Annotated in this window: 14 protein-coding genes and 2 pseudogenes; 7 read left to right on the top strand and 9 right to left on the bottom strand. The window is 61.4% G+C overall.

The annotated features are described in order from the left end of the window. On the top strand, positions 1-685 hold a 685-nt coding region (locus IFS44_RS16535), incomplete at its 5' end, for a PepSY-associated TM helix domain-containing protein (RefSeq protein ID WP_206757857.1). 264 nt (positions 686-949) lie between these two features. Here IFS44_RS16535 and IFS44_RS16530 read toward each other — a convergent pair. The 4 genes from IFS44_RS16530 to IFS44_RS16515 form a co-directional block, all read right to left on the bottom strand. Further along, entirely contained in the window at positions 950-3,559 is a 2,610-nt protein-coding gene (locus IFS44_RS16530; protein ID WP_197977920.1) for a TonB-dependent receptor plug domain-containing protein, read from the bottom strand. Between the two features lie 122 nt (positions 3,560-3,681). Beyond that, positions 3,682-4,974 (bottom strand): DUF3526 domain-containing protein, encoded by a 1,293-nt coding sequence (locus IFS44_RS16525; RefSeq protein WP_192099277.1) that lies wholly within the window; start codon positions 4,972-4,974, stop codon positions 3,682-3,684. Next, on the bottom strand, positions 4,971-6,410 hold the full coding sequence (locus tag IFS44_RS16520) for an ABC transporter permease (RefSeq protein ID WP_192099276.1): 1,440 nt from the start codon (positions 6,408-6,410) through the stop codon (positions 4,971-4,973). The genes IFS44_RS16525 and IFS44_RS16520 overlap by 4 nt, the downstream gene beginning before the upstream one ends. Further along, the gene (locus IFS44_RS16515) at positions 6,407-7,147 is read right to left on the bottom strand and encodes an ABC transporter ATP-binding protein (protein ID WP_192099275.1); all 741 of its coding nucleotides are present in this window, start codon (positions 7,145-7,147) and stop codon (positions 6,407-6,409) included. Before IFS44_RS16515 ends, IFS44_RS16520 begins: the two co-directional genes overlap by 4 nt. A 325-nt stretch (positions 7,148-7,472) precedes the next feature. Between IFS44_RS16515 and IFS44_RS16510 the strand changes: the two genes are divergently transcribed. Together IFS44_RS16510 and IFS44_RS16505 are read left to right on the top strand one after the other, a co-directional pair. Next, a complete protein-coding gene (locus tag IFS44_RS16510) occupies positions 7,473-7,937 on the top strand; it encodes an Rrf2 family transcriptional regulator (RefSeq protein WP_192099274.1) in 465 nt (154 codons plus the stop codon). 65 nt (positions 7,938-8,002) lie between these two features. Further along, positions 8,003-8,680 (top strand): class I SAM-dependent methyltransferase, encoded by a 678-nt coding sequence (locus IFS44_RS16505; protein WP_244650377.1) that lies wholly within the window; start codon positions 8,003-8,005, stop codon positions 8,678-8,680. A gap of 398 nt (positions 8,681-9,078) precedes the next feature. Here the strand turns inward: IFS44_RS16505 and IFS44_RS16500 are convergent, their stop codons facing one another. Together IFS44_RS16500 and IFS44_RS16495 are read right to left on the bottom strand one after the other, a co-directional pair. Continuing rightward, positions 9,079-9,498, bottom strand: a complete 420-nt coding sequence (locus IFS44_RS16500) for a hypothetical protein (protein ID WP_192099272.1) — start codon at positions 9,496-9,498, stop codon at positions 9,079-9,081. 456 nt (positions 9,499-9,954) lie between these two features. Continuing rightward, positions 9,955-10,260, bottom strand: coding sequence for a GNAT family N-acetyltransferase (locus IFS44_RS16495; protein WP_342366456.1), 306 nt, complete (start codon positions 10,258-10,260; stop codon positions 9,955-9,957). A gap of 16 nt (positions 10,261-10,276) precedes the next feature. Between IFS44_RS16495 and IFS44_RS21920 the strand changes: the two genes are divergently transcribed. Continuing rightward, complete coding sequence (locus IFS44_RS21920; protein WP_206757856.1) at positions 10,277-10,423, top strand: hypothetical protein; 147 nt, start codon at positions 10,277-10,279, stop codon at positions 10,421-10,423. Positions 10,424-10,437: 14 nt separating this feature from the next. Here the strand turns inward: IFS44_RS21920 and IFS44_RS16490 are convergent. After that, a pseudogene (locus IFS44_RS16490) lies at positions 10,438-11,319 on the bottom strand (family 43 glycosylhydrolase); the annotation flags it as partial. Between the two features lie 1,091 nt (positions 11,320-12,410). On the opposite strand from IFS44_RS16490, the pseudogene IFS44_RS16485 reads away from it, so the two are divergent. The 3 genes and pseudogenes from IFS44_RS16485 to IFS44_RS16480 all read left to right on the top strand — a co-directional run bounded on the left by IFS44_RS16485 (position 12,411) and on the right by IFS44_RS16480 (position 15,119). After that, positions 12,411-13,651 (top strand): annotated as a pseudogene (locus IFS44_RS16485) (IS3 family transposase). Positions 13,652-14,590: 939 nt separating this feature from the next. Continuing rightward, positions 14,591-14,893 carry a hypothetical protein gene (locus IFS44_RS21915; RefSeq protein ID WP_206757855.1) on the top strand — a complete coding sequence of 101 codons (303 nt, stop codon included), beginning with the start codon at positions 14,591-14,593 and terminating at the stop codon, positions 14,891-14,893. Between the two features lie 37 nt (positions 14,894-14,930). Next, positions 14,931-15,119 carry a hypothetical protein gene (locus tag IFS44_RS16480; RefSeq protein ID WP_041394287.1) on the top strand — a complete coding sequence of 63 codons (189 nt, stop codon included), beginning with the start codon at positions 14,931-14,933 and terminating at the stop codon, positions 15,117-15,119. A 243-nt stretch (positions 15,120-15,362) separates the two neighbouring features. On the opposite strand, the gene IFS44_RS16475 is transcribed toward IFS44_RS16480, so the two are convergent. Both IFS44_RS16475 and IFS44_RS16470 read right to left on the bottom strand, forming a co-directional pair. Continuing rightward, on the bottom strand, positions 15,363-16,049 hold the full coding sequence (locus IFS44_RS16475) for a ZIP family metal transporter (protein ID WP_192099270.1): 687 nt from the start codon (positions 16,047-16,049) through the stop codon (positions 15,363-15,365). A gap of 3 nt (positions 16,050-16,052) precedes the next feature. Then, positions 16,053-19,286 (bottom strand): efflux RND transporter permease subunit, encoded by a 3,234-nt coding sequence (locus IFS44_RS16470; RefSeq protein ID WP_192099269.1) that lies wholly within the window; start codon positions 19,284-19,286, stop codon positions 16,053-16,055. Positions 19,287-19,288 lie beyond the last annotated feature (2 nt).

Genomic DNA, 19,288 nt, shown 5'->3' with positions numbered 1-19,288 from the left:
TGGTGCTGCTGGCGAGCGGTATATGGGCGTGGTGGCCGCGAGCAGGGGGCTGGTGGCGCGCGTTGCGGTTCAAGACGCACGCCCTGCCATCCGGCGACTATACGACTGGCACAAGCTGACCGGCCTTGCCGGACTGATCCTGTTGCTGGTCGTGACCGCGACGGGGGTGATGCTCGACCTGCCCGACCAGACGCGGCCGATCATCTCCAGCGTCTCGACGCTTTACCAGACACCCAAGCCGGCCGTGATGCCAGGAAGCACCCGCTTGACCATCGACGCGCTGATCATGCGTGCACGTTGGCGCTTTCCCGACGCTGCGCTGGCCTGGATCGAAACGCCGGCGACCCCCACAGGGGCGGTCCGTATCAATCTCGCCCGCCCCGGCGAGCCGAGCCGACGCTTCCCGCGCACCAATGTCTGGTTCGATCCCCATGATGGTCGCATCCTTGCCGTGCGTGACGGCCGTGCGGAGAGTAGCGGCGACACGGTGCTAAACTGGCTCCACCCGCTGCATGGCGGTGAGGCGTTCGGGCTCACCGGCCGGCTGCTCGCGCTGGTTGCGGGTATACTGCCCATGATCCTGTTCACGACCGGTTTTATGCGCTGGTCGCGGCACCGCGACAATTCGGAGCGTCGGACTTTGGCGAAGTTCGCAAGGCCGAACGAACGGCCGCGAGGCACATGAGAGTGATGTTCGCGTAGCTGACGGCGCACCCGTTATTTTTCGGCCGGAGGCAACATCGGCTACTTTCCTGAAGAGGTTGGTGAAAAGCCGGCGCTGCGGGAAGATGGCCCGCACACGAAATACATCCGTGCCAGTGTGATATGCCATGACATACTGGCCTTCTGATCGACGGCGTCGGGGATCAATCTTAGAAACCGATCGACAAACCGGATGAGACACTGTGCCGGTGCGGAAGATCCGCGTTGATCGGCAGCCCAGCTTGATTCAGAAATTCAGACTCCCGCGAATAAACACGGATCGACCGTTAAATCCGAAGGGAGAAACGGCGTTGTAAGGCTGGGTGCCAGCATTGTCGGCGCCATTGCTCCCGACCGCAACACTGGAGACCGTTGAGGCGATATTCTCATCCGGGTAGATGTTGAAGACGTTCTGCGCTCCTACGCTCAGCCTTAATGCACGTGTTGCCTGCCAGCTGACATCGATATCCGTCAGAATCTTGGCACCAAAGCGCTGGATGATGTCCGAGTTCGCCGCACTACCTACCGAGGGAACCAAGCGAACGTCATAGCCCTGTACCAATGCTGCGACTTGAGCCGGCGTACGATTGAGCAACGCTACCGTCGCGACGCGACCATACCGGGTGTTCGTGACGGAGAACGTAAACGGCCCTCGCGCATAACTCAGATCCAGCGTGATCTTGTCGCGAGGTAGGCTGTCCGAAAAGCGGAGCTGCTGGGTCAGGTCAAAGAGCGGCGTGGTGATGCCGAGCGCCGCGATTGGCGCCGGGGTGCCCGCGATCCTATCGAACGTCGTCTTGTTATAATTGCCCGCAAGCGTGGCCGTGATACGGCTTCGGTCTCCAAAGCGATGTCGGTAATTCATGACCAGATCGATGCCCTTTGTCTCCGTATCGACCGCGTTGGTCAGGAACGACAATGCAGCGAAGCCAGACTGCCCATTGGCGGCCAGATAGTTGGTCAGGCGGGCGTCCTGAAAGGTCGATGAGATGGCGATGCGATCACGCACCTTGATCCGGTAGGCATCGAGTGTCGCCGTGAAACCGCCGGCCTCGAAGACGGTTCCGATAGACACGTTGCGTGACTGTTCAGGTTTCAGATCGGTCGCGCCTGCGAGCCGCGCCGCAGGATTGTCGACTGCCGCCACCCGCACGATCGCTTGGGCGCCGTTGAGGATCAGCGTATTCGATGCGTTATAGCCGGACTGTGCCAGCGCAGGCGCGCGAAAGCCGGTGTTGTAAGAGCCTCGCAGCGCAAGCCCGCCGAACAAACCGAGCCGCCCGGCAGCCTTGAAATTCGTGGTACTGCCGAAGTCGGAATAACGTTCATGCCTGGCCGCACCTGATAACAGCAGCCGGCCGAACTGCTTTTCCACTTCGCCATACAACGCGACGCTGTTCCGAGCGATCGACGCACGATCATCGGGTCCGTTGCTTGGTCCGGGTTGCGAACCTATCGGCCCCGGACGACCGGCGTTGGGCCCATCCGGGATCAATACCCCGCCATTGCGATAGCCATCGGGCGCCCCCGAGAAAAGACGGTAGGCTTCCTCGCGATACTCGGCGCCGAAAGCCAGTCTGAACGGCTGATCGTCACCGACCGGAATCTCTCGCGTGAAATCGAGGTTCGAGGTCCATTGATAAAAGTCGCTACCGCCACGGTAAAAGCGCGATGGGGAGGCAGCCCCCAAGGACACGTTGACACTGTCGACGTAAGTCGTGCGGACGGTACTGACGCCATAGACGGTCGACAGGTCCCAACCGAACCCCGCCAGGTCGTCTCCACGCAGACCGATCGCGGTGGAAATGTTCTCCAGCCTGGTGTCGAGGCCCGGGCTGTAACCGTCCGGGTAGAGCGCGCGTACCGTCTCGTCCTGTCCAGGACGGCGGAAGAAATACTGGATGTCGCCATCGAGGCGATTGTACCCTCCAAAGCTGTAAAGTTCGGTCCCCCCTGGCAGGGGCGCGACGAGGTTGTAGAAGAGCTGGTAGTTTCGGTTTGGCTGATCGCCCTGCTGGAATACGTTCCGGTCGAACCCGGCTTCCCGCGGGTCAAGCGTCCCGTTCGATGGTGTCAGTCCAACACCGGAGCCATAGTTGCCAGAAGGCGCGACTGGCCTACCAACGGCGTTCGTCCCGAAATACTGCTGCCGCGTATCCGCCCGCGCACGATTGGTGCCATCCCGGTCTTGGTAAGCCGCGGTCAGGCGCAGGACGCCGTTCGCTCCGAGCGGGATGCCTGTGGAGGCACTTGCCTCGTAGGTGTCGCCGTCGCCCTTCGTGGTCTGCACATAGCCCGCCTGCGCGATGGTGCCGAGCGAGCGGTCGAGGATCATGTTGATGACCCCCGAGATCGCGTCCGAGCCGTATTGGGCGGCAGCACCATCGCGCAGCACTTCGATCCTCGACATGGCAAGGGTCGGGATGGCGTTGAAATCAACCGCGACGTCGCCGCGCCCGATGCCGTTGCTCGAATTGAGGTCGGCCGTGGTGTGGCGACGTTTACCATTGATCAGCACGAGCAGTTCGCCGGCCCCTAGTCCGCGCAGGGACGGTGGCTGGATGAAATCGCCGACACCTGATGCCAGCGGTCGCGGAGCGCTGAAGCTCGGCACCTGAACCTTCAGCATCTGGATGAGATCGACACGCCCGCTTTGTTGCAGCGCCTCGCGCGATATGGCGTCCACTGGCGTCGACGATTGCGTTGCCGTGCGGCCACCAAAACGGCTGCCGGTAACGATGATCTCGCCGGCCTCATCGTCGTCTTCGACTGCGTCGGCTTCCCGAACGACCTCCTGCGCCAACGCAGGCATCGGCATCGCAGCGGTGGCGGCAAGCGCTATCGCGAAAGATCGCATGTAGATCCCCTTAGGTGATGTTATCTTATTATGTTTGGCGAATTGCTGATGGCCGCTTTTTTGAGGCGCGGAAGGCCTGGTAGCGCCGGGTTAGCGATCACCGCCGTGGAGGGGCGGTATCGTCACAGGTCGGCAGTCTCGCCGGATCCACCCGCGGCATTTATTCGAGTGGTAAAGCTCGGCGCCCGGCCAAAGTCGGCTCTGCCAAACGGCCGGTCGCGAAACAGATACCCGTAGTAGAAATTGCGCAGCCTGGCGTGGAAGGCACGCACTCGGTCTTGATATGCCAGCTGTGCGCGAACGTCGGTGTCAGCCAGCCTGGTCAGTAAAGCCTGTACTCCCACCGAAGGCAGCACCCACCCAAGCATGCGCGCCGCGGCATCGCGGCGTTCCAACCCGCTTCGATAAGCACGGACCTTGGTCGCGACGCTTTCATCCCCGACCTGATGGAAGGCGAAATACCATTTGTAATGAAAGGTGGACCCGAGTGGGGCGGAGTCCGCCCATTCGGGATGACCGACATAGAAGCGGCGCATTGTCGTTTCGCGGGGAATGTCCCAGGCGCGGTTGACCATCTCGCGCTGGGCCAGCGCGATCTCTGCGCCCTGACCGATCGGCACGGCGCGGTTGATTGCGACGTGCGCCAGTGTCGGCAGGACGAGCACCAGTACAAGCCAGCACGCTGCCAGCGTTGCAGCGTTTGCGACCGAACTCCAGCGGAGTCTCGCGACCAGTGCGGCGAGCGCCATCCAGAACAGAAGGTAGGCAAGGATCACGGCGAGGACCGCGAGAATGGATGCGCCCCCGACGCCGGACGCTACCGCGGCAACGAGGAAGGGCACGGCAAGCGCGGCCCATAACAGCGCGATACGCAACAGCATACGTCGCCGCAGCAGCATTGCGCCGCCCCGCGGTAGGGCATCCAGCATTCGCAGCCGCCCCGCCTCGCGTTCGCCGGACGTCAGATCATGGAACAGCGCCGCCACGAACAGCGGCGCGAGGAAGACAAGCACGAAAGCGAAATCGAACCGGCCCGGCAGAGCGAGTTCAGGATTGAAAACGTCGCCGTCATAGATCTGCGCTTCCAGCCCCAACGCGCGGACGCGCAGGATGTAGGGCGAGACGTCGCGCATCCCAAGTGCGGCGAAGGCCAACGGGGACGGTGCGTCCCAGGTTGGGTGGAAGCTGTAATAGCCCGCACTGCCTGCGTCCTTGGTCCGATCGACATAGTCGGCAACGGCTGCGATGTCTTCTGCTTGCGCGGCCGGGATTGCGGCGATTGCGGTGCGCTGCCGGGAGATTTCCACCATGCCTGCGGTGACAGCAGCGGCGGTGAGTATAGCCATCAGGATCAGTGCCACGACGCTTAGTCGCGCACGGAGCAACAGGCGCAGTTCATGCATCCACAGCGTCATTGACGGGCTCCCAGACGACGGGTCACACGCGTGAGCAGCAGTGTGGCGACGGCCAGCCATAGTCCCAGAATAATGATCCCAGGAAGCGCCGCGGTCGCGAGCGTCGCGGCGCTTGGCGCAACGAAGGCGAAATCAGGCATCTGTTGCCAATTGTCCGCTGCGATCCGCTTGCGGCGATCGGCACCCGCATCCTCGGCTATATCGTCGGCGTAGCTGACATTCTTCGCCTCCATCCGGTTGAGACGCTGCACAAGGGCGTAGCGATACGTTTCTGCCTGTTCAAGGAAGCGGCGATGTCCGGCAAAGTCGGTGTCCGCCGCAGCCATCGACAGCGCGCGGATCGCGATCGTTGGGCTCAGCACACCGATCGCATCGACCAACCGGTTCTGAGCGGTCTGCGCCGCGAAGCTGGCACCTGCATAGCGATCGAACAGGCCGGACGTCAGCCGCTCCCCCTCCATCGCGAGCAGTCCTTTGTAGTTCACCGGCAGATCCTCGACCCGGGTTACCCCGTAGCGCTGCAGGACAGACTGCTTGAAGGCTGCCAGATGCGGATCATCGGGATTGTGACTGTCGCCCAGCTGGCGCAGGTCGCGCGCGATGGCGACATCGGTCTGAAGACGGTTCTGGAGCGGCACCGCGGCCCCCGCAATGTCGGGGGCGATGCGCGGCACCAGCACGACCGCGACCGTCCATATTGCCAGCAGTGCAAGCAGGGCATCGCGCCCTCGCCAAGCAAAGCCCGACGCGAGCAGGATCAGGACGACCCACAATGCAAGATACAGCGCATAGCCTAGCCCGATGGCGGCCATTGGCAACGCCAGCGTACCGGGTTGCGCGACGACTGCGACAAAACCGACCATCGCCGGCAATCCGACGATCAAGGCGACGATCCCGAGCGCGGCAAGCTTGCCACGCACGAGCTGTCCGCGCGAGACACCCTGCAGCATCAGTAATCGCAGTGTTCCTCGTTCGGTCTCTCGCGCCAGCACGCCGAAGCCCAGGAAGATCAGCAGTAATGGGGCGACCACCTGAAGGACGAAGGCGGGGGTGAGTTGCCCAAAACGGACCAGCAAGGAGCTTTGCCGGACGTCGCCGAAATTGGCGCTGTTCTGGCGGTGGCCTTCGAGGAACATGCTGTTGCCCGTGAAAGCGTCGACACCGGGATCGAACGCGGCCAACGCTCCCAGCGGACGATAGATGAAGGTGCCGTAATGGACCATGCGGTGCGGGTGGCGATCAGGTTGAGCCTTGAACGCCGCAGCAGCCACCTGCTGATGCCGGATGCGCAGCTCCGCGATGCTGCGTTGGTGCGACCATGAACTGAGTACAGCCGCCAGGGTCAGCAGGACGAGCAGGACAAGCGCGATCACCGCGACGCGATTGCGCGCCATCAACCGAAGTTCGTCACGTGCAATCAGGTGGATCGCACTCATGCCGCACGGGTCCCTATGCCGGCCTGGAACCGGGCGTGCAGGGCCCGAATATCGAACCGTTCAGATCCGGTCGCCGTGACATCCTCGACGATCCGGCCCTGTTCAAGGAAGGCTATGCGGTCGGCGACATCGGCCGCGGATAAGAGGTCGTGCGTTACCATAAGCACCGCGGTGCCGCGGTCGCGTACTTTCAGGAGCAACGCGTTGAAGTCGGCGGTTGCGCGCGGGTCGAGACCAGAGGTCGGCTCGTCGAGCAGCAGCACCGGGACTTCGCGCAGCAGCGCCACTGCAATCGCAACCTTCTGCCGCATCCCCTTGGAGAAGCCGCCCAGCCGCTGGTCCCACGCCCGGTCCTGCAATCCGGCAGCAGCCAGCGCAGCGGTGATCGTTCCTCGGTCCTGACGTTGATCGGCGAGTGCCAACAGGTAATCGGCATTTTCGACCGCGCTCAGATGCTCGTACAGCGCGACGTTCTCGGGGAGATAGGCAATGCGTCGGCGTGCCGTGTCAGCGTCAGCCCCTGGATCGATGCCGCAGACTGCGATCTGTCCCGCATCGGCGCGCACAAAGCCAAGCAGAGCGGACAAGGTGGTCGACTTGCCCGCTCCGTTGCCGCCCAGCAACGCCGTGATGCTGCCGGCAGGAACGGTAAGCGAAAGACCGTCGAGAACGCGATGGTTGCCGTAGGCAAGCGCCAGTTCGTGAATGGCGATAGGGTTACCGTTGTTATCGGACATAGGCCTCAATCTGCAAGCGACATGATATAGCGTATCATACGATGTTGTTGCCGCGTTGCAACATTCCATGTTCCGAAAGGGAGCGGGTTGCGCGTGACACACAGTTCATCGCCGGAGGAGTTTGTACCCATAACGCTCGACTGCGAACCAACAGCGGGCATCATCGACGCCTCTTCGAGCGGCAGGCTAGACAACCACGATGTGGCGCTTGGCGCTGCCGGTCGCGGAATTGCAGGCTTGCTGCTGTCGGGCATTCACGGCTTGCGACGGGGGGGCCCTCACTCGCATCTTGACGCGACGATGCTCATGCAACATATGATGTTGCATGAAGCGAGACAGCAGATTGTCGGGCGTATTGCACGTCCTCCTTCACATGGCCGAGGTGGAAGGGCCGGTGACATCTGAGACGATGGCCAAGGCGATGCAGACCAACCCGGTGGTCATCCGTCGCATCATGGCGGGCTTGCGCGATGCCGGCTTCGTTCGCTCGGAGAAGGGGCATGGCGGCGGTTGGACGATCGCCCGTGATCTTGCCTCCGTCACGTTGCGCGACGTCTACGGAGCTCTTGGCGAACCTGAGCTGTTCGCTATGGGCAACCGCACTGAAGCACCGGGCTGCCTGGTCGAACAGGCGGTCAACGGCGCGCTGAACGACGCTTTCCAAGATGCGAAAACGCTGCTGCTCGACCGCTTCAACGCGGTGACGCTCACCGAACTGAGTGCTGACTTCCACGCTCGGATGGTCACCTGCGGCAAATCCGTCGATCTCGAAATCGTACATCGCGAATGACGCGAACGCCTCGCTCTTCGCCCGACCCAGCTTCAAAAGGGAAACTCATGCCTGTTAACAATCGGATGTTCCTCGAGATGTTCTCCGATCGCGAGCGCATCGCGCACTACGCTGATGGTCCTCGGCGCTTCACACCCGGCATCGACGCGGTGCATCGCATGACGGCGCTCTTGCTATCCGAGCACGCGCCAGCCGACGCCCACGTGCTTGTGCTCGGTGCCGGTGGTGGGCTCGAACTAAAGGTATTGGCCCAGGCGCAAGCTGGCTGGCACTTTACGGGCGTCGACCCAGCCGGACCGATGCTTGATCTAGCGCGCGAAACAATGGGCGAGGATGCCGACCGCGCTGACCTGATCGAGGGCTATATCGATGCTGCGCCCGCTGGCCCGTTCGATGCTGCAACCTGCCTCCTCACGCTTCATTTCCTCGATCGCAATGAGCGCGTACGTACACTGAGCGAGATGCACCGCCGCATGAAGCCGGGCGCCCCGCTGGTCGTGGTGCATTCGAGTTTTCCGCAGAACGAACCGTTCCGCACGCGCTGGCTCGCACGCTATGCCGCGTATGCGGTTGCGTCCGGTGCCGACCCAGCTCAAACCGAACAGGCGCGCGTAGCCGTGGGCGCCAGCTTGGCACTGCTGACGCCCGAAGAAGATGAGACGTGCTTGCGCGATGCTGGCTTCAAGGACGTGGAACTTTTCTACGCTGCGTTCACCTGGCGGGGTTGGGTATCCCGCGCTTAACGGTGTAGCGTGCTGGCCCACTTAGCTGGTCGCCTATATCCGGAGTTCGGTGACAACAGCACGGATGATCGCGCCCTAAAACGCCGATGTTCGTTGCGTGGCTGGCCAGCGCTAAATAACATTGACGGGATAACCGAAAACACCAGTTTGTCGCACAGTCGTGATTGCGACTGGGTTTTTTACACATCAGACGGCTGAACGGCGATAAAGGGGAGGAAAGCAGACAGGCTGCTTTCGGGAAGGCGGGTGGCGATAGCAGACATTGGGCAGTTGCCGCCTTTCGAAAAGGATCGACTTTCGGAAATCGCTGGCGACGGACCTCGTATACTATCGAGGTGGTAAGCTGCCGCCGGTCTCATGGACATCAGGGAAGGCTACATGAGCCTGCTTCTCGAAATCTATGGGATGCGCGAAGCGTCCCCTAGGTACAATGGCGGTAATGATTGAACATCTAATCCGAAATTAATTTTGAGTAGATTATCTATATAAGCCGTGCGGACCGTACCCAGGCTGACAGGACTCTTACCCCCGAGATATTCGGAGCCTTCCTTGCCGCGACGTACTGCGATTTCACGGAGGTACTGAAATTCGTCGTCAGAATTTACGCCGGTGGCTGGCGTAAATCCAATCTCGTCATGAAGACCGCGTCCGTGGTAGCGCTCCATGTCGAGCATGACGTAGATATAGGTCGGTGGGTCTTCCACTTCGTCAATTACGCGTGCAGCCCAATCGGCGATTTCGCTCCTATCGACTGTGCCAGATATCAAAGCAGCGACTGCGAAGCCGAGGTCGATTGAGTCGTCGAATATCACGCGCACGGTACTAATCCTTTGAGATGTGCAGAGGTCTTGATTGCTGCATTATGAGCGCACCGACTGTCTCGCAAACGATCGAACTACGGGACTGGACTGAAGCTCTGCAACCGAGCGTATTTCGCGGTTTGGCGGCGCACCGTTTGCCATCCAGGTAACGCCCATGATTGCCAAGCCAAGCGAGAGGGCCCAGATTCCGTAATACAGATACGGCGAAAGATCAGGTTTCATCCCCGGCAACATGATAACGGGCATGATCGCAGGAAACATAGCGACCGGTAAATATCGCTCTCGGGCATTCTTACGCATCCTCAGCTCCCTCTTTACTATTTCGCGATAGCTTATGTGACGACGCAACCAGAAGTTGTCGAGGGTCCGGTTTTCCCGGCAACCGATCGGATTGCGGGAAAGTCCGAGTTGGAGAGGAAAGCGGACCGGTAGCTTTCGGGAAGTCAGGTGGCGTTAGCGGACGCCGCCTGACGCCGCTGGGAAGCGCTTACGAAGGAATAATGTCTTCTGACCCACGGGATAGTCGTCTAAGGTTCCGAATACATCGAATTTTGCGCGGGCAATCTCCTCAGCCCGTTCCATAAGAGTCTTGCCATAGTTTCTGCCCCGATATCTTCCTGGGACGGCGAGAAGTTCCACGAAGAGCCAATCGTAGGCGTATTCGCCCCCTAGGCCGCCGACATGATTGCCGGCCTCGTCAGCCAAAAGCAGGGCAACGGGATGGATGCGAGGGTCGCCTGCCCGCGCCGTATTATGCACCGCGGAGATCGCGCTGTTGAGTACCGAGAAACTTTATGAGCACAGCTTTTGCACGCCTGCGGTCACGCAGCCCTGCGAAGCGCATTTCGTGCTGGCGGCCACCGTTCGCGGCACACCGCCGCTGACCCGTTACCGCCGAGTGATCGTGACCGTCCGGCCCTAGCGCGACCGACTGCGCTACAGGGCGCGGTACTGGAAATCCCGAAACCGCGCCTCGCCCTTGCCCGCCGCATAGAGGCCTGGCTTGAGGCTGAGAAAGCCCCATCGGACGTTATGATGATAGCCCGAGACGTCCATGCTGCGTTCGAAGCGCTTCCAGGTTCGCCCGCCGTCGACGCTCGTGTGATGGGTGACGGTGTGGCGGTCGTTCGTCGTGCGGATCCGCAACCGCCGACCCGGTGACGGTTCCGGGCGACCGCGCATCTTGCCATATTGCGGCGCCAGCAACGTCTTCTGGTCGAAGGCAAGGCCGCAATAGAGCTTCTCGTCGTAGAAGAGCAGCAGGCCGGCATTCACCCCCGGGTCGATCTCGACCTCGCACTCGAATTCATAGCCGGTGTCGCCGGGAATCAGCAGCAGCGGGCGGGAGTCGCTCGGCGTCGTCCCCGCCGCCTTCAGCATCAGCGCGCTGTCGCGCACCGATACGCGCGATCGTTCGGTCGGCGACGGCTTGAAAAAGTTCCAGGTCGATCCGAGCCTCAGCGTCCGGAAGTCGTCGGACAGCGCAAGGCCGTGCGGGACGCGCTGGCCGCCGGCAGATTTGAGGATCGGGCGCGACAGGTCGCCCCCCGTCATGCGCGGCCAGTCATCCGCGCCCCATTCGACGGGATCGAGCAACGTCTGCCGCCCCAGCGTCCAGAAGCCCGCCTCGAACCCGTGATACACGGCCCAGGTCCGACCATCCGGACCGTCGACGAGCGAGGCGTGGCCGCGCGACCACCATTTCTCGCTGGCGTCGAGCGTGCGGACGAGCGGGTTGTGCGGGCAGTTCTCCCACGGGCCGTGCACCGAGCGCGACCGCGCCGCGATGACCATGTGGCTGGTTGCCGGGCCGGCCGTGACGGCTTGAGGCGGTCCGCTCCTGCTCACGCGCTCTGGCGTGAGACGGGCCGTGACTGGAACAGAGAGCATGTGCAATTTGCTGGAGCCTAGGTCGGAACCGTTCGTGTGGGTGACGCCGGCTACCGATTAGATGGGCGGCTAGAGGATGTTCGGAATCGTACGCGTAGCGCCCCGACCGTCCCGGTTTGGATGCTATTTCGGGGAATAGCCGAGTTGGCTCGCAACCGGCCATGCTTGATGCAAAACTTAAAAGGTTTTGCATCAGAACGAAGTGATACAACTTAACCACCAAAGACTGCCCGAAAGCGGAATGACTATCTGATGGCCGTAATCCGGGTATCCTGGATGTCCACCAAAAGCACTTTTCTCGCCGCCATCTCATTTCCTGCCACAATCTCGCTTACTGGTCCGTTGAACCGCAGCTGGGCTGGTTCACCAGCAGCGCAATTTATGTGCATTGAGGAGATCGCTCCGAATTTGGCTACCGCCTCGTTGAGCCGGATTGAGTCTGGTCCGGAGATCCCCAATCTGCCGATAGCGACCGCAACCGACTGACTCCAAGCTCGTTCAGGGGTGGCAGTTTGTTGAACGATGCGCACTGTGGCGTCCGCTTTGCCGCATTGTCCGACCGCCGTCTTTTCGATGATTGGAGCGGGGAATAGGTGTCCACCGAATGCTGGCGGCGGGGGCGGCGCAGTTTGTAACATGAGGACGAAAGCTAATATCATCAGTGTGACCCTCTGCGCCGCTATTTAGAAGACGCTTAGCTTAACGATCCGGACGACCATTCTTCAATGATTGAAATCCGACGATGCCTCCTGCGGGATCGACGGCAACGGTGCAGCGTATGCTTGTCGGGGCGGCGATGTAGCACTCTATGACAAACGCCGCGTCGTTATAGCGTTGCCGTCCGGTGTGTTCTTTAGTTTCCCGGAGTACCCGACCCTTCCCCCCGGCATCCCCGGTCGACGCTGCGCGGGTTTCCATGCACTGTTGGCCCACGACTATTTTGCGCTCTGACGGTGGGGATGTGAGGTGGCCCCCTAAATGACCTGACAGGGCCCCGCTCTTAGATAAGAGTGAGGTATATGACTGACGGTACGACCAGGCGTTACAACGAAGGCGAGGTTCTCTCCGGTGTTCAGCGCCGGAGGCGGTGGACACCGGAGGAAAAGGTGCGGATCGTCGAGGAGACGTATCTGCCCGGTATGAGCGTGTCGCTCGTCGCCCGCCGGCACGGCATCGGTGGCAATCAGATTTTCACCTGGAGGCGCCTGATGGCGCAGGGTGCACTGACCGCAGCAGCAGCTGGCGAGGAGGTGGTGCCGGCGTCCGAATACCGTGCGCTCGAGGCGCAGGTGCGTGAACTACACCGGCTGCTCGGCAAGAAGGCCATGGAGAACGAGCTGCTCCGCGAGGCCGTGTCCCGGGCCGCAGGCCCAAAAAAACTGCTGTTGCGCTCGACCTCGTTGCCACGGGATGGACGGTGAGCGCCGTCGCAGAGGCAGTCGGCATCGCTCGCCCACACCTGTCCGCAATGCGCCATCGTCCAGCGTCCCGACCACGCGGACGACCACCGCTGCCGGATGCCCAGTTGGTCGAAGACATCCGCGTGCTCGTCGCCGATTTACCGACCTATGGCTATCGCCGCGTTCATGCTCTGCTCCGTCGGCAGGCCGAAAAGACCGGGCGCGAAGCGCCCAATCCGAAACGTGTCTACCGCGTCATGAAGGTGCACGGTCTGCTGCTACAGCGAGACGGCGAACGCCGCGAGGAACGACGTCACGACGGCCGGGTTGCCGTCGACCTGCGCAACACCCGCTGGTGCTCCGACGGGTTGGAGATCACCTGCGACAATGGTGAGAAAGTACGTGTCGCATTCGCGCTCGACTGCTGCGACCGCGAGGCGATGGGACACGTGGCGACGACGGGCGGCATCACCGCAGAGGACGTCCAGGACTTGATGGTCGCCACGGTCGAGCATCGCTACGGCCAGGTGAACCGCGTGCCCGAGCCGATCGAGTGGCTCACCGATAACGGCAGCTGCTACACCGCTCGCACCACGCGTGCCTTCGCCCGGGGCATTGGGCTGATCCCGCGCACGACCCCGGTAAGTAGTCCTCAATCGAATGGCATGGCTGAAGCGTTCGTTCGCACCCTCAAGCGCGATTATGTCCGTGTGAACCCCAGGCCGAATGCGCAGAGCGTGATCGACCAACTGCCCGGCTAGTTCGACCATTATAACGAGGTGCATCCGCACCGCGCTTTGCGCTATCGATCACCCCGCGAGTTCATCGCGCAAACCTGCGAGGCTCTGTCAGGCCTTTAGGGGGCAACAACAGGATGAAACGATCCTCGCCTGACCGCAACTGACCGCTGCTCGCTTTTCCCGATAGGATGGTATTTTGGGAAGTGTCGGGTCTGCCGTTTCGTGACAGCGTTGCTGATCGGGTAGCTTGCAAATCCGCCACGGGTACGGTGAAAATGCGGACAGTCGATAGATTACTGGGGCTGTTAGATGCGATTTGGGCGTGTGTGGCTTATCCTGTTAACTGCTCTGGTGGCGCTACAAGCTCTTGTGCGGCCCACAGCAAACTTATTGTCGGTAAGGGACGATAGTCAGAGCATCCTGGCGCGTATTGCGGCAGAAAATGACTTGCCTTGGCCCTCATCAACGAGCGTCGTATCGTTGCTCGCCTCAGACTATCAATGCGGAGTTCCTGTAGACACAGTGGCCTTGGAGCCAAAGATCGCAGAAATCGTCAGCCCGCTTCGCTGGGCAGCAGAACGTATTTACCAAGGTGACCTTCTGACTGCGGCAAGCGAGAACCTTTCGCCATTGCAGGTGAGATTGTGGCAGTTCCGCTATGGTGTAGGTCTTTGGTCTGGCCGATTAGACGATGGCCCTATCCCAGCCGCGCAAGTCCCGAAGGCGAGAGACTTCGCTATCCTGTATTACACTAACAGACTTCGCCAGACCGCTTGCGATGTTGCTCGTGGGATGCGTCGGAACGAAGCCAAATCTTGATAATGTGATTGCGTTAGCACCTCACGGCCTAATGCGGCACGCGCCTTTCCCATAAACGAACGGCTGGCGAGGGGGCATCGGCGTTCTCGGAATCGATGGTAAATTGGGAATCTAAGACGGAAGGCAAAAACCCGGCTGACCCGATAAGCTACCAACTGCGTCATTGTGCATCGGATTACCTACTTCTAGATGCATCCAATGAAACGCCGGGTTCGCCCTATCTCCAAGATATTGCATTCCATGGCGTTTTTCGTCCTGGCGGTGATGTTGCTGGTCCGGCTTGGCCCGCTCTGCGAGACGATGGCGATGGCCGCGCCTCCGGCTGCGTCCGCGATGATGGACTGTGCCAGCAAGTCAGCAGGCGCTCCCATCAAAAAGGCCCCTGCGTCGGCCTGCGCCATACCGTGCGTTGCTGTTGCCGGCGAAACGGTCGAGCATATCGAGCTGGTTCCGTCCTCCCGTCTATCGCCTTGGCCGGCTCCACAGACCGGCCTTTTGGGCATGGCATACGCTCCGGCCACACCCCCTCCGCAAACCGTGTGACGTCGAACACCATCACACGTAAATTTCGGAGAATATCATGACCAAGTTCAAGCTCATCAGCGCTGCCTTCGCCCTCACCCTGTCGACTGGCGCATTCGCCGCTGTCGCCAATTGCTGCGCCGACATGGCGTGCTGCAAGGACGGTGCGGACTGCTGCAAGGATGGCGCAAAAGCCAAGGCTGCTGACTGCTGCGATCATGCCAAGGGCGGCATGAAGCACGGCTAAAGGATGGATAGGGGCGGGCAACCGCCCCTATTTTCTAGTCTACGTCTACTCGGCGCGGCACGCCGTCCCGCCACGGTCGCTGCGTCGAGCGGAGAGTTACCCTCAGGGTTGAGGCTCTTCCCCGAACCGCATCCATCGTTCGTCCCATCTCGCGCGCGATTACCGCCAGCGTCTGCCTGGCCTCGATACGCCAACGAAGCTCGGCGTCATCATCATCGGTCCAGGACGTTCCACGTCGAGCGGTCAGCCCAATACCTCCTCGATCAGGAGCAATCCCAGGAACCCGATGAAGAACATCGCGCTGATGAGCGGGGTGTCTCGCTTCTCATGCGCTTCGACCAACAGCTCTTCCGTCACGAGGTAGAGCAGCGCCATCAGACCGAAACTGAGAAACCCGGCGATGACGACGGGCGGAAACGTCGCAACTGGCGTCGCTATCGCCGCACCGATCGGCAGCAACAACGCGATCCCCATCGTAATCCCGATGATACGCGCTTTGGACTTGATCGTCTCGCCCAACTCGGTTGTCACGGTCAGTCCGAGCAACAGCACCTCCAGCGTCAACGCGATCGTCAGCAACACGCCAGCCTTCCCGCCAGCGACGAATGCCAACCCGAGAACAAGCCCGTCGATCAGGATGTCGACTGCGACTGCACCCAGCATAGCGATCGGCCCACTGGCGCGACCCTCAAGGGCTTTGAGCGACAGCATCACGACTATGCCCAACGCGCCGCCAGTGAATGTCGCGATCGGAGAACCTTCGTGCATCACCTGGGGCAGAATCTCGGCTGCCGCTGCGGCGAACACGACGCCTGCCGCCAAATGCTGCATGGCGCTTACGAGGGCATCACTTGGCCGTTTCGATACCGCAAAAAGCGAACCGATCAGTACGGCGGCGACGGGAATGAGCGTGAAGGCAACGGCTTGCATAGCTTAAGCTCCCACGCTGTCATGAGCCAAAGGCGGCAGTTCAATGTGCCCCCCTGATGGAGCTGGCAGCTCGCGCTGTCCGAAACGAGCATAGAGGGTCGGCAGCACGAACAAGGTGAGCAGGGTTGCGGATATCAGGCCGCCAATCACGACGGTCGCCAGCGGCTTTTGCACCTCGGCTCCAGCCCCATGCCCAAGCGCCATCGGCACGAAGCCTAGTGACGCGACGAGGGCCGTCATCGCAACCGGCCGGAGCCGTGCCAGAGCGCCCTGATGCGCCGCTACCGCACGATCCATGCCTTGCCGCATCAGATCATGGATGGACGACACCATGACCAGCCCGTTGAGGACCGCGACCCCTGATAGCGCGATGAAGCCGACTGCCGCTGAAATAGAGAACGGCATGCCTCTTAGCACCAGCGCAAGGATGCCTCCGACCAACGCCAGCGGAACGCCGGTAAACACGATCAACGCATCCCTGACGGAGCCTAGCGCGCCGTAGAGCAGGAACATGATGACCACGAAGCATATCGGCACCACGACGCTGAGCCGATCGCGGGCGGATGCCAGGTTCTCGAACTGACCGCCCCATTCGAGATACGTGCCGGGCGGCAATTTCACCTGAGCGTCGATGGCTGACCGGGCATCAGCCACGACACCGGCAACGTCCCGATCACGCACGTTGGCCTGCACCACGACACGCCGCTTGCCGTTCTCGCGACTGATCTGGTTGGGACCATCGACCACGGCGATATCCGCCACTGTCGATAGCGGTACGAAGCCGCCACTGCCGGTCGGCACCGGCACCTGAGCAACCGCCGTCAGATCAGAGCGCGAGCTTTCCGCCATCCGGATCACGACCGGGAAGCGACGATCGCCTTCAAAAATCACGCCAGCCTGTCGGCCGCCAATGGCTGCAGCAACCGTGTCCTGCACGTCACCGGCCGTTACCCCGACGCGGGACATGGCGGTACGGTTCGGCCGGATATCGAGCATCGGCAAACCTTCGGTTTGTTCAACCCGCACGTCTGCTGCACCCCGCGTCTTTCGAAGGATGCCGGCGATCCGATCTGCGGTCGCGTTCATCTCGCCAAAGTCATCGCCAAAGACCTTGATCGCGATATCGCCGCGCACGCCTGCAATCAGCTCGTTGAAGCGCATCTGGATCGGCTGAGTGATCTCATAGGCATTGCCGGGCAGAGTGGAGAGGCGCTTTTCCAGCCGCTCGACCAGCTCTTCCTTGGACAGGCCGGGGTCAGGCCACTCCTTCTTCAGCTTCAGGATGACGAAGGTGTCAGTCGCGTTAGGCGGCATTGGGTCCGATGCGATTTCGGACGTACCGGTGCGCGAGAAGGCGAAGCGGACCTCAGGGGCCTTGGCGAGTGCCTTTTCCACCTGGAATTGCATCGCCTGGCTCTGATCGACCGATGTGCCGGGGATGCGGACCGCCTGCACGAGGATGTTGCCCTCATCGAGCTGCGGCAAGAACTCCTGCCCCAATGTCGTAAAAGCGGCACCGGCAAGCGCCAGCGCGCCGATCGCGACGCCGATGGTGAGGGTGGGCTGGCGCATTGCCGCATCGAGTCCCGGCTCATAGCGCTGCCGGAGGAACGTGACGACGCGGCTTTCCTTCTCCTCGACCCGCTTGCTGAGCCAGACCGCAATCGCTGCCGGTATGAAGGTCAGCGACAAGATGAAGGCGAACACCAGGGCGATGATGACCGTCAGCGCCATCGGCTCGAACATCTTGCCCTCGACACCCGTGAAGGTGAGCAACGGCGCATAGACCAGGATGATGATAGCCTGCCCGTACACCGATGGCCGGATCATCTCGCGCGCCGATGCCGCGACAATCCCAAGACGTTGCTCGATAGTCAGCACGTCATCACGACCATGCTGCGCCTCTCCCAAACGCCGTAATGCGTTCTCCACGATAATGACCGCGCCATCAACGATCAGACCAAAATCGAGCGCACCAAGGCTCATCAGATTGGCCGAAACGCCCGCCTCCAACATGCCGATGCTGGTCAGCAGCATCGTGATCGGAATGACGCAGGCCGCGATCAGCGCCGCGCGGAAATTGCCAAGCAGCGCAAACAGAACGACGATCACCAGCACCGCACCCTCGGCAAGGTTGCGGGCAACCGTGGCGATCGTGGAGTTCACCAGCTCGGTCCGGTTCATGACCGGCTTCACGACAACATCGACCGGCAATGAGCGGCCGATCTGCGTCAGCCGTTCGGCAACGCCCGTCGACACCGTGCGGCTATTCTCCCCGATCCGCATAACCGCGGTGCCGACGACAACCTCATGGCCGTTTTCCGACGCCGATCCCATGCGTAGCGCCTGCCCGGTGCGAACGGTCGCGATCTGGTTGAGCAGAATCGGAACGCTCTCGCGGGTGGCAACGACGGTACGGGCCAGCTCGTCGGCGTTGCGGACACGCCCATCCGATCGAACCGCCAACCCTTCGCCGTTGCGGTTGACCACGCCAGCGCCCGCGCTGGTATTGCTGCGTTGAAGGGCGGTGGTGAGATCCTGAAGCGTCAGCCGCATTGCCGCCATGCGCTGTATGTCTGGAATAACGAGATATTCCTTGGTGTAGCCACCAAGGGAGTCGACGCCAGCAAGCCCGTCCGTGCTTTTTAGCTGCGGCGTGACGATCCAATCCTGCACTGTGCGCAAGTAGGTCGCCTTGTCGGCGTCGCTGACGAGGTGATCCCCCTCAGGGGTGATATAGCTAGCATCGCGTTGCAGGCCGGGTTCGCCGTTGCGATGATGGACCTGATCCAGCTCGCGGTATTCGACGGTCCACATGAAGATATCGCCAAGCCCTGTGGCGATCGGCCCCATCTCGGGGTTCACGCCTTCGGGAAGGTCTTCCTCGGCAGTTCGCAGGCGTTCCGCGACCTGCGCACGCGCAAAGTAGATATCGGTCTTTTCACCGAAAACTGCTGTGATCTGGGCAAAGCCATTGCGGCTTAGCGAGCGGGTATATTCAAGGCCCGGAATGCCCGCGAGCGCGGTTTCGACCGTGAACGCAACCTGCTTCTCAATTTGATCGGGGGAGAGGGCAGGAGCAACGACGTTGATCTGCACCTGGTTGTTGGTGATGTCGGGTACGGCGTCGATCGGAAGCTGACGCAGCGCGCCAATCCCGAACAATGCAGCCGCGATGGTGAGAAGCAGGACGAGCCACCGCTTCTCGACGGAGAGGGTGACGATGCGACCGATCATGG

Origin of the sequence: Sphingomonas sp. CFBP 13706, from assembly GCF_014842355.1 — a bacterium.
Classification (GTDB): Bacteria; Pseudomonadota; Alphaproteobacteria; order Sphingomonadales; family Sphingomonadaceae; genus Sphingomonas; species Sphingomonas aerolata.
Note: the sequence above shows the minus strand (reverse complement) of the source record. Positions and strands in the feature narration are given on the sequence as shown.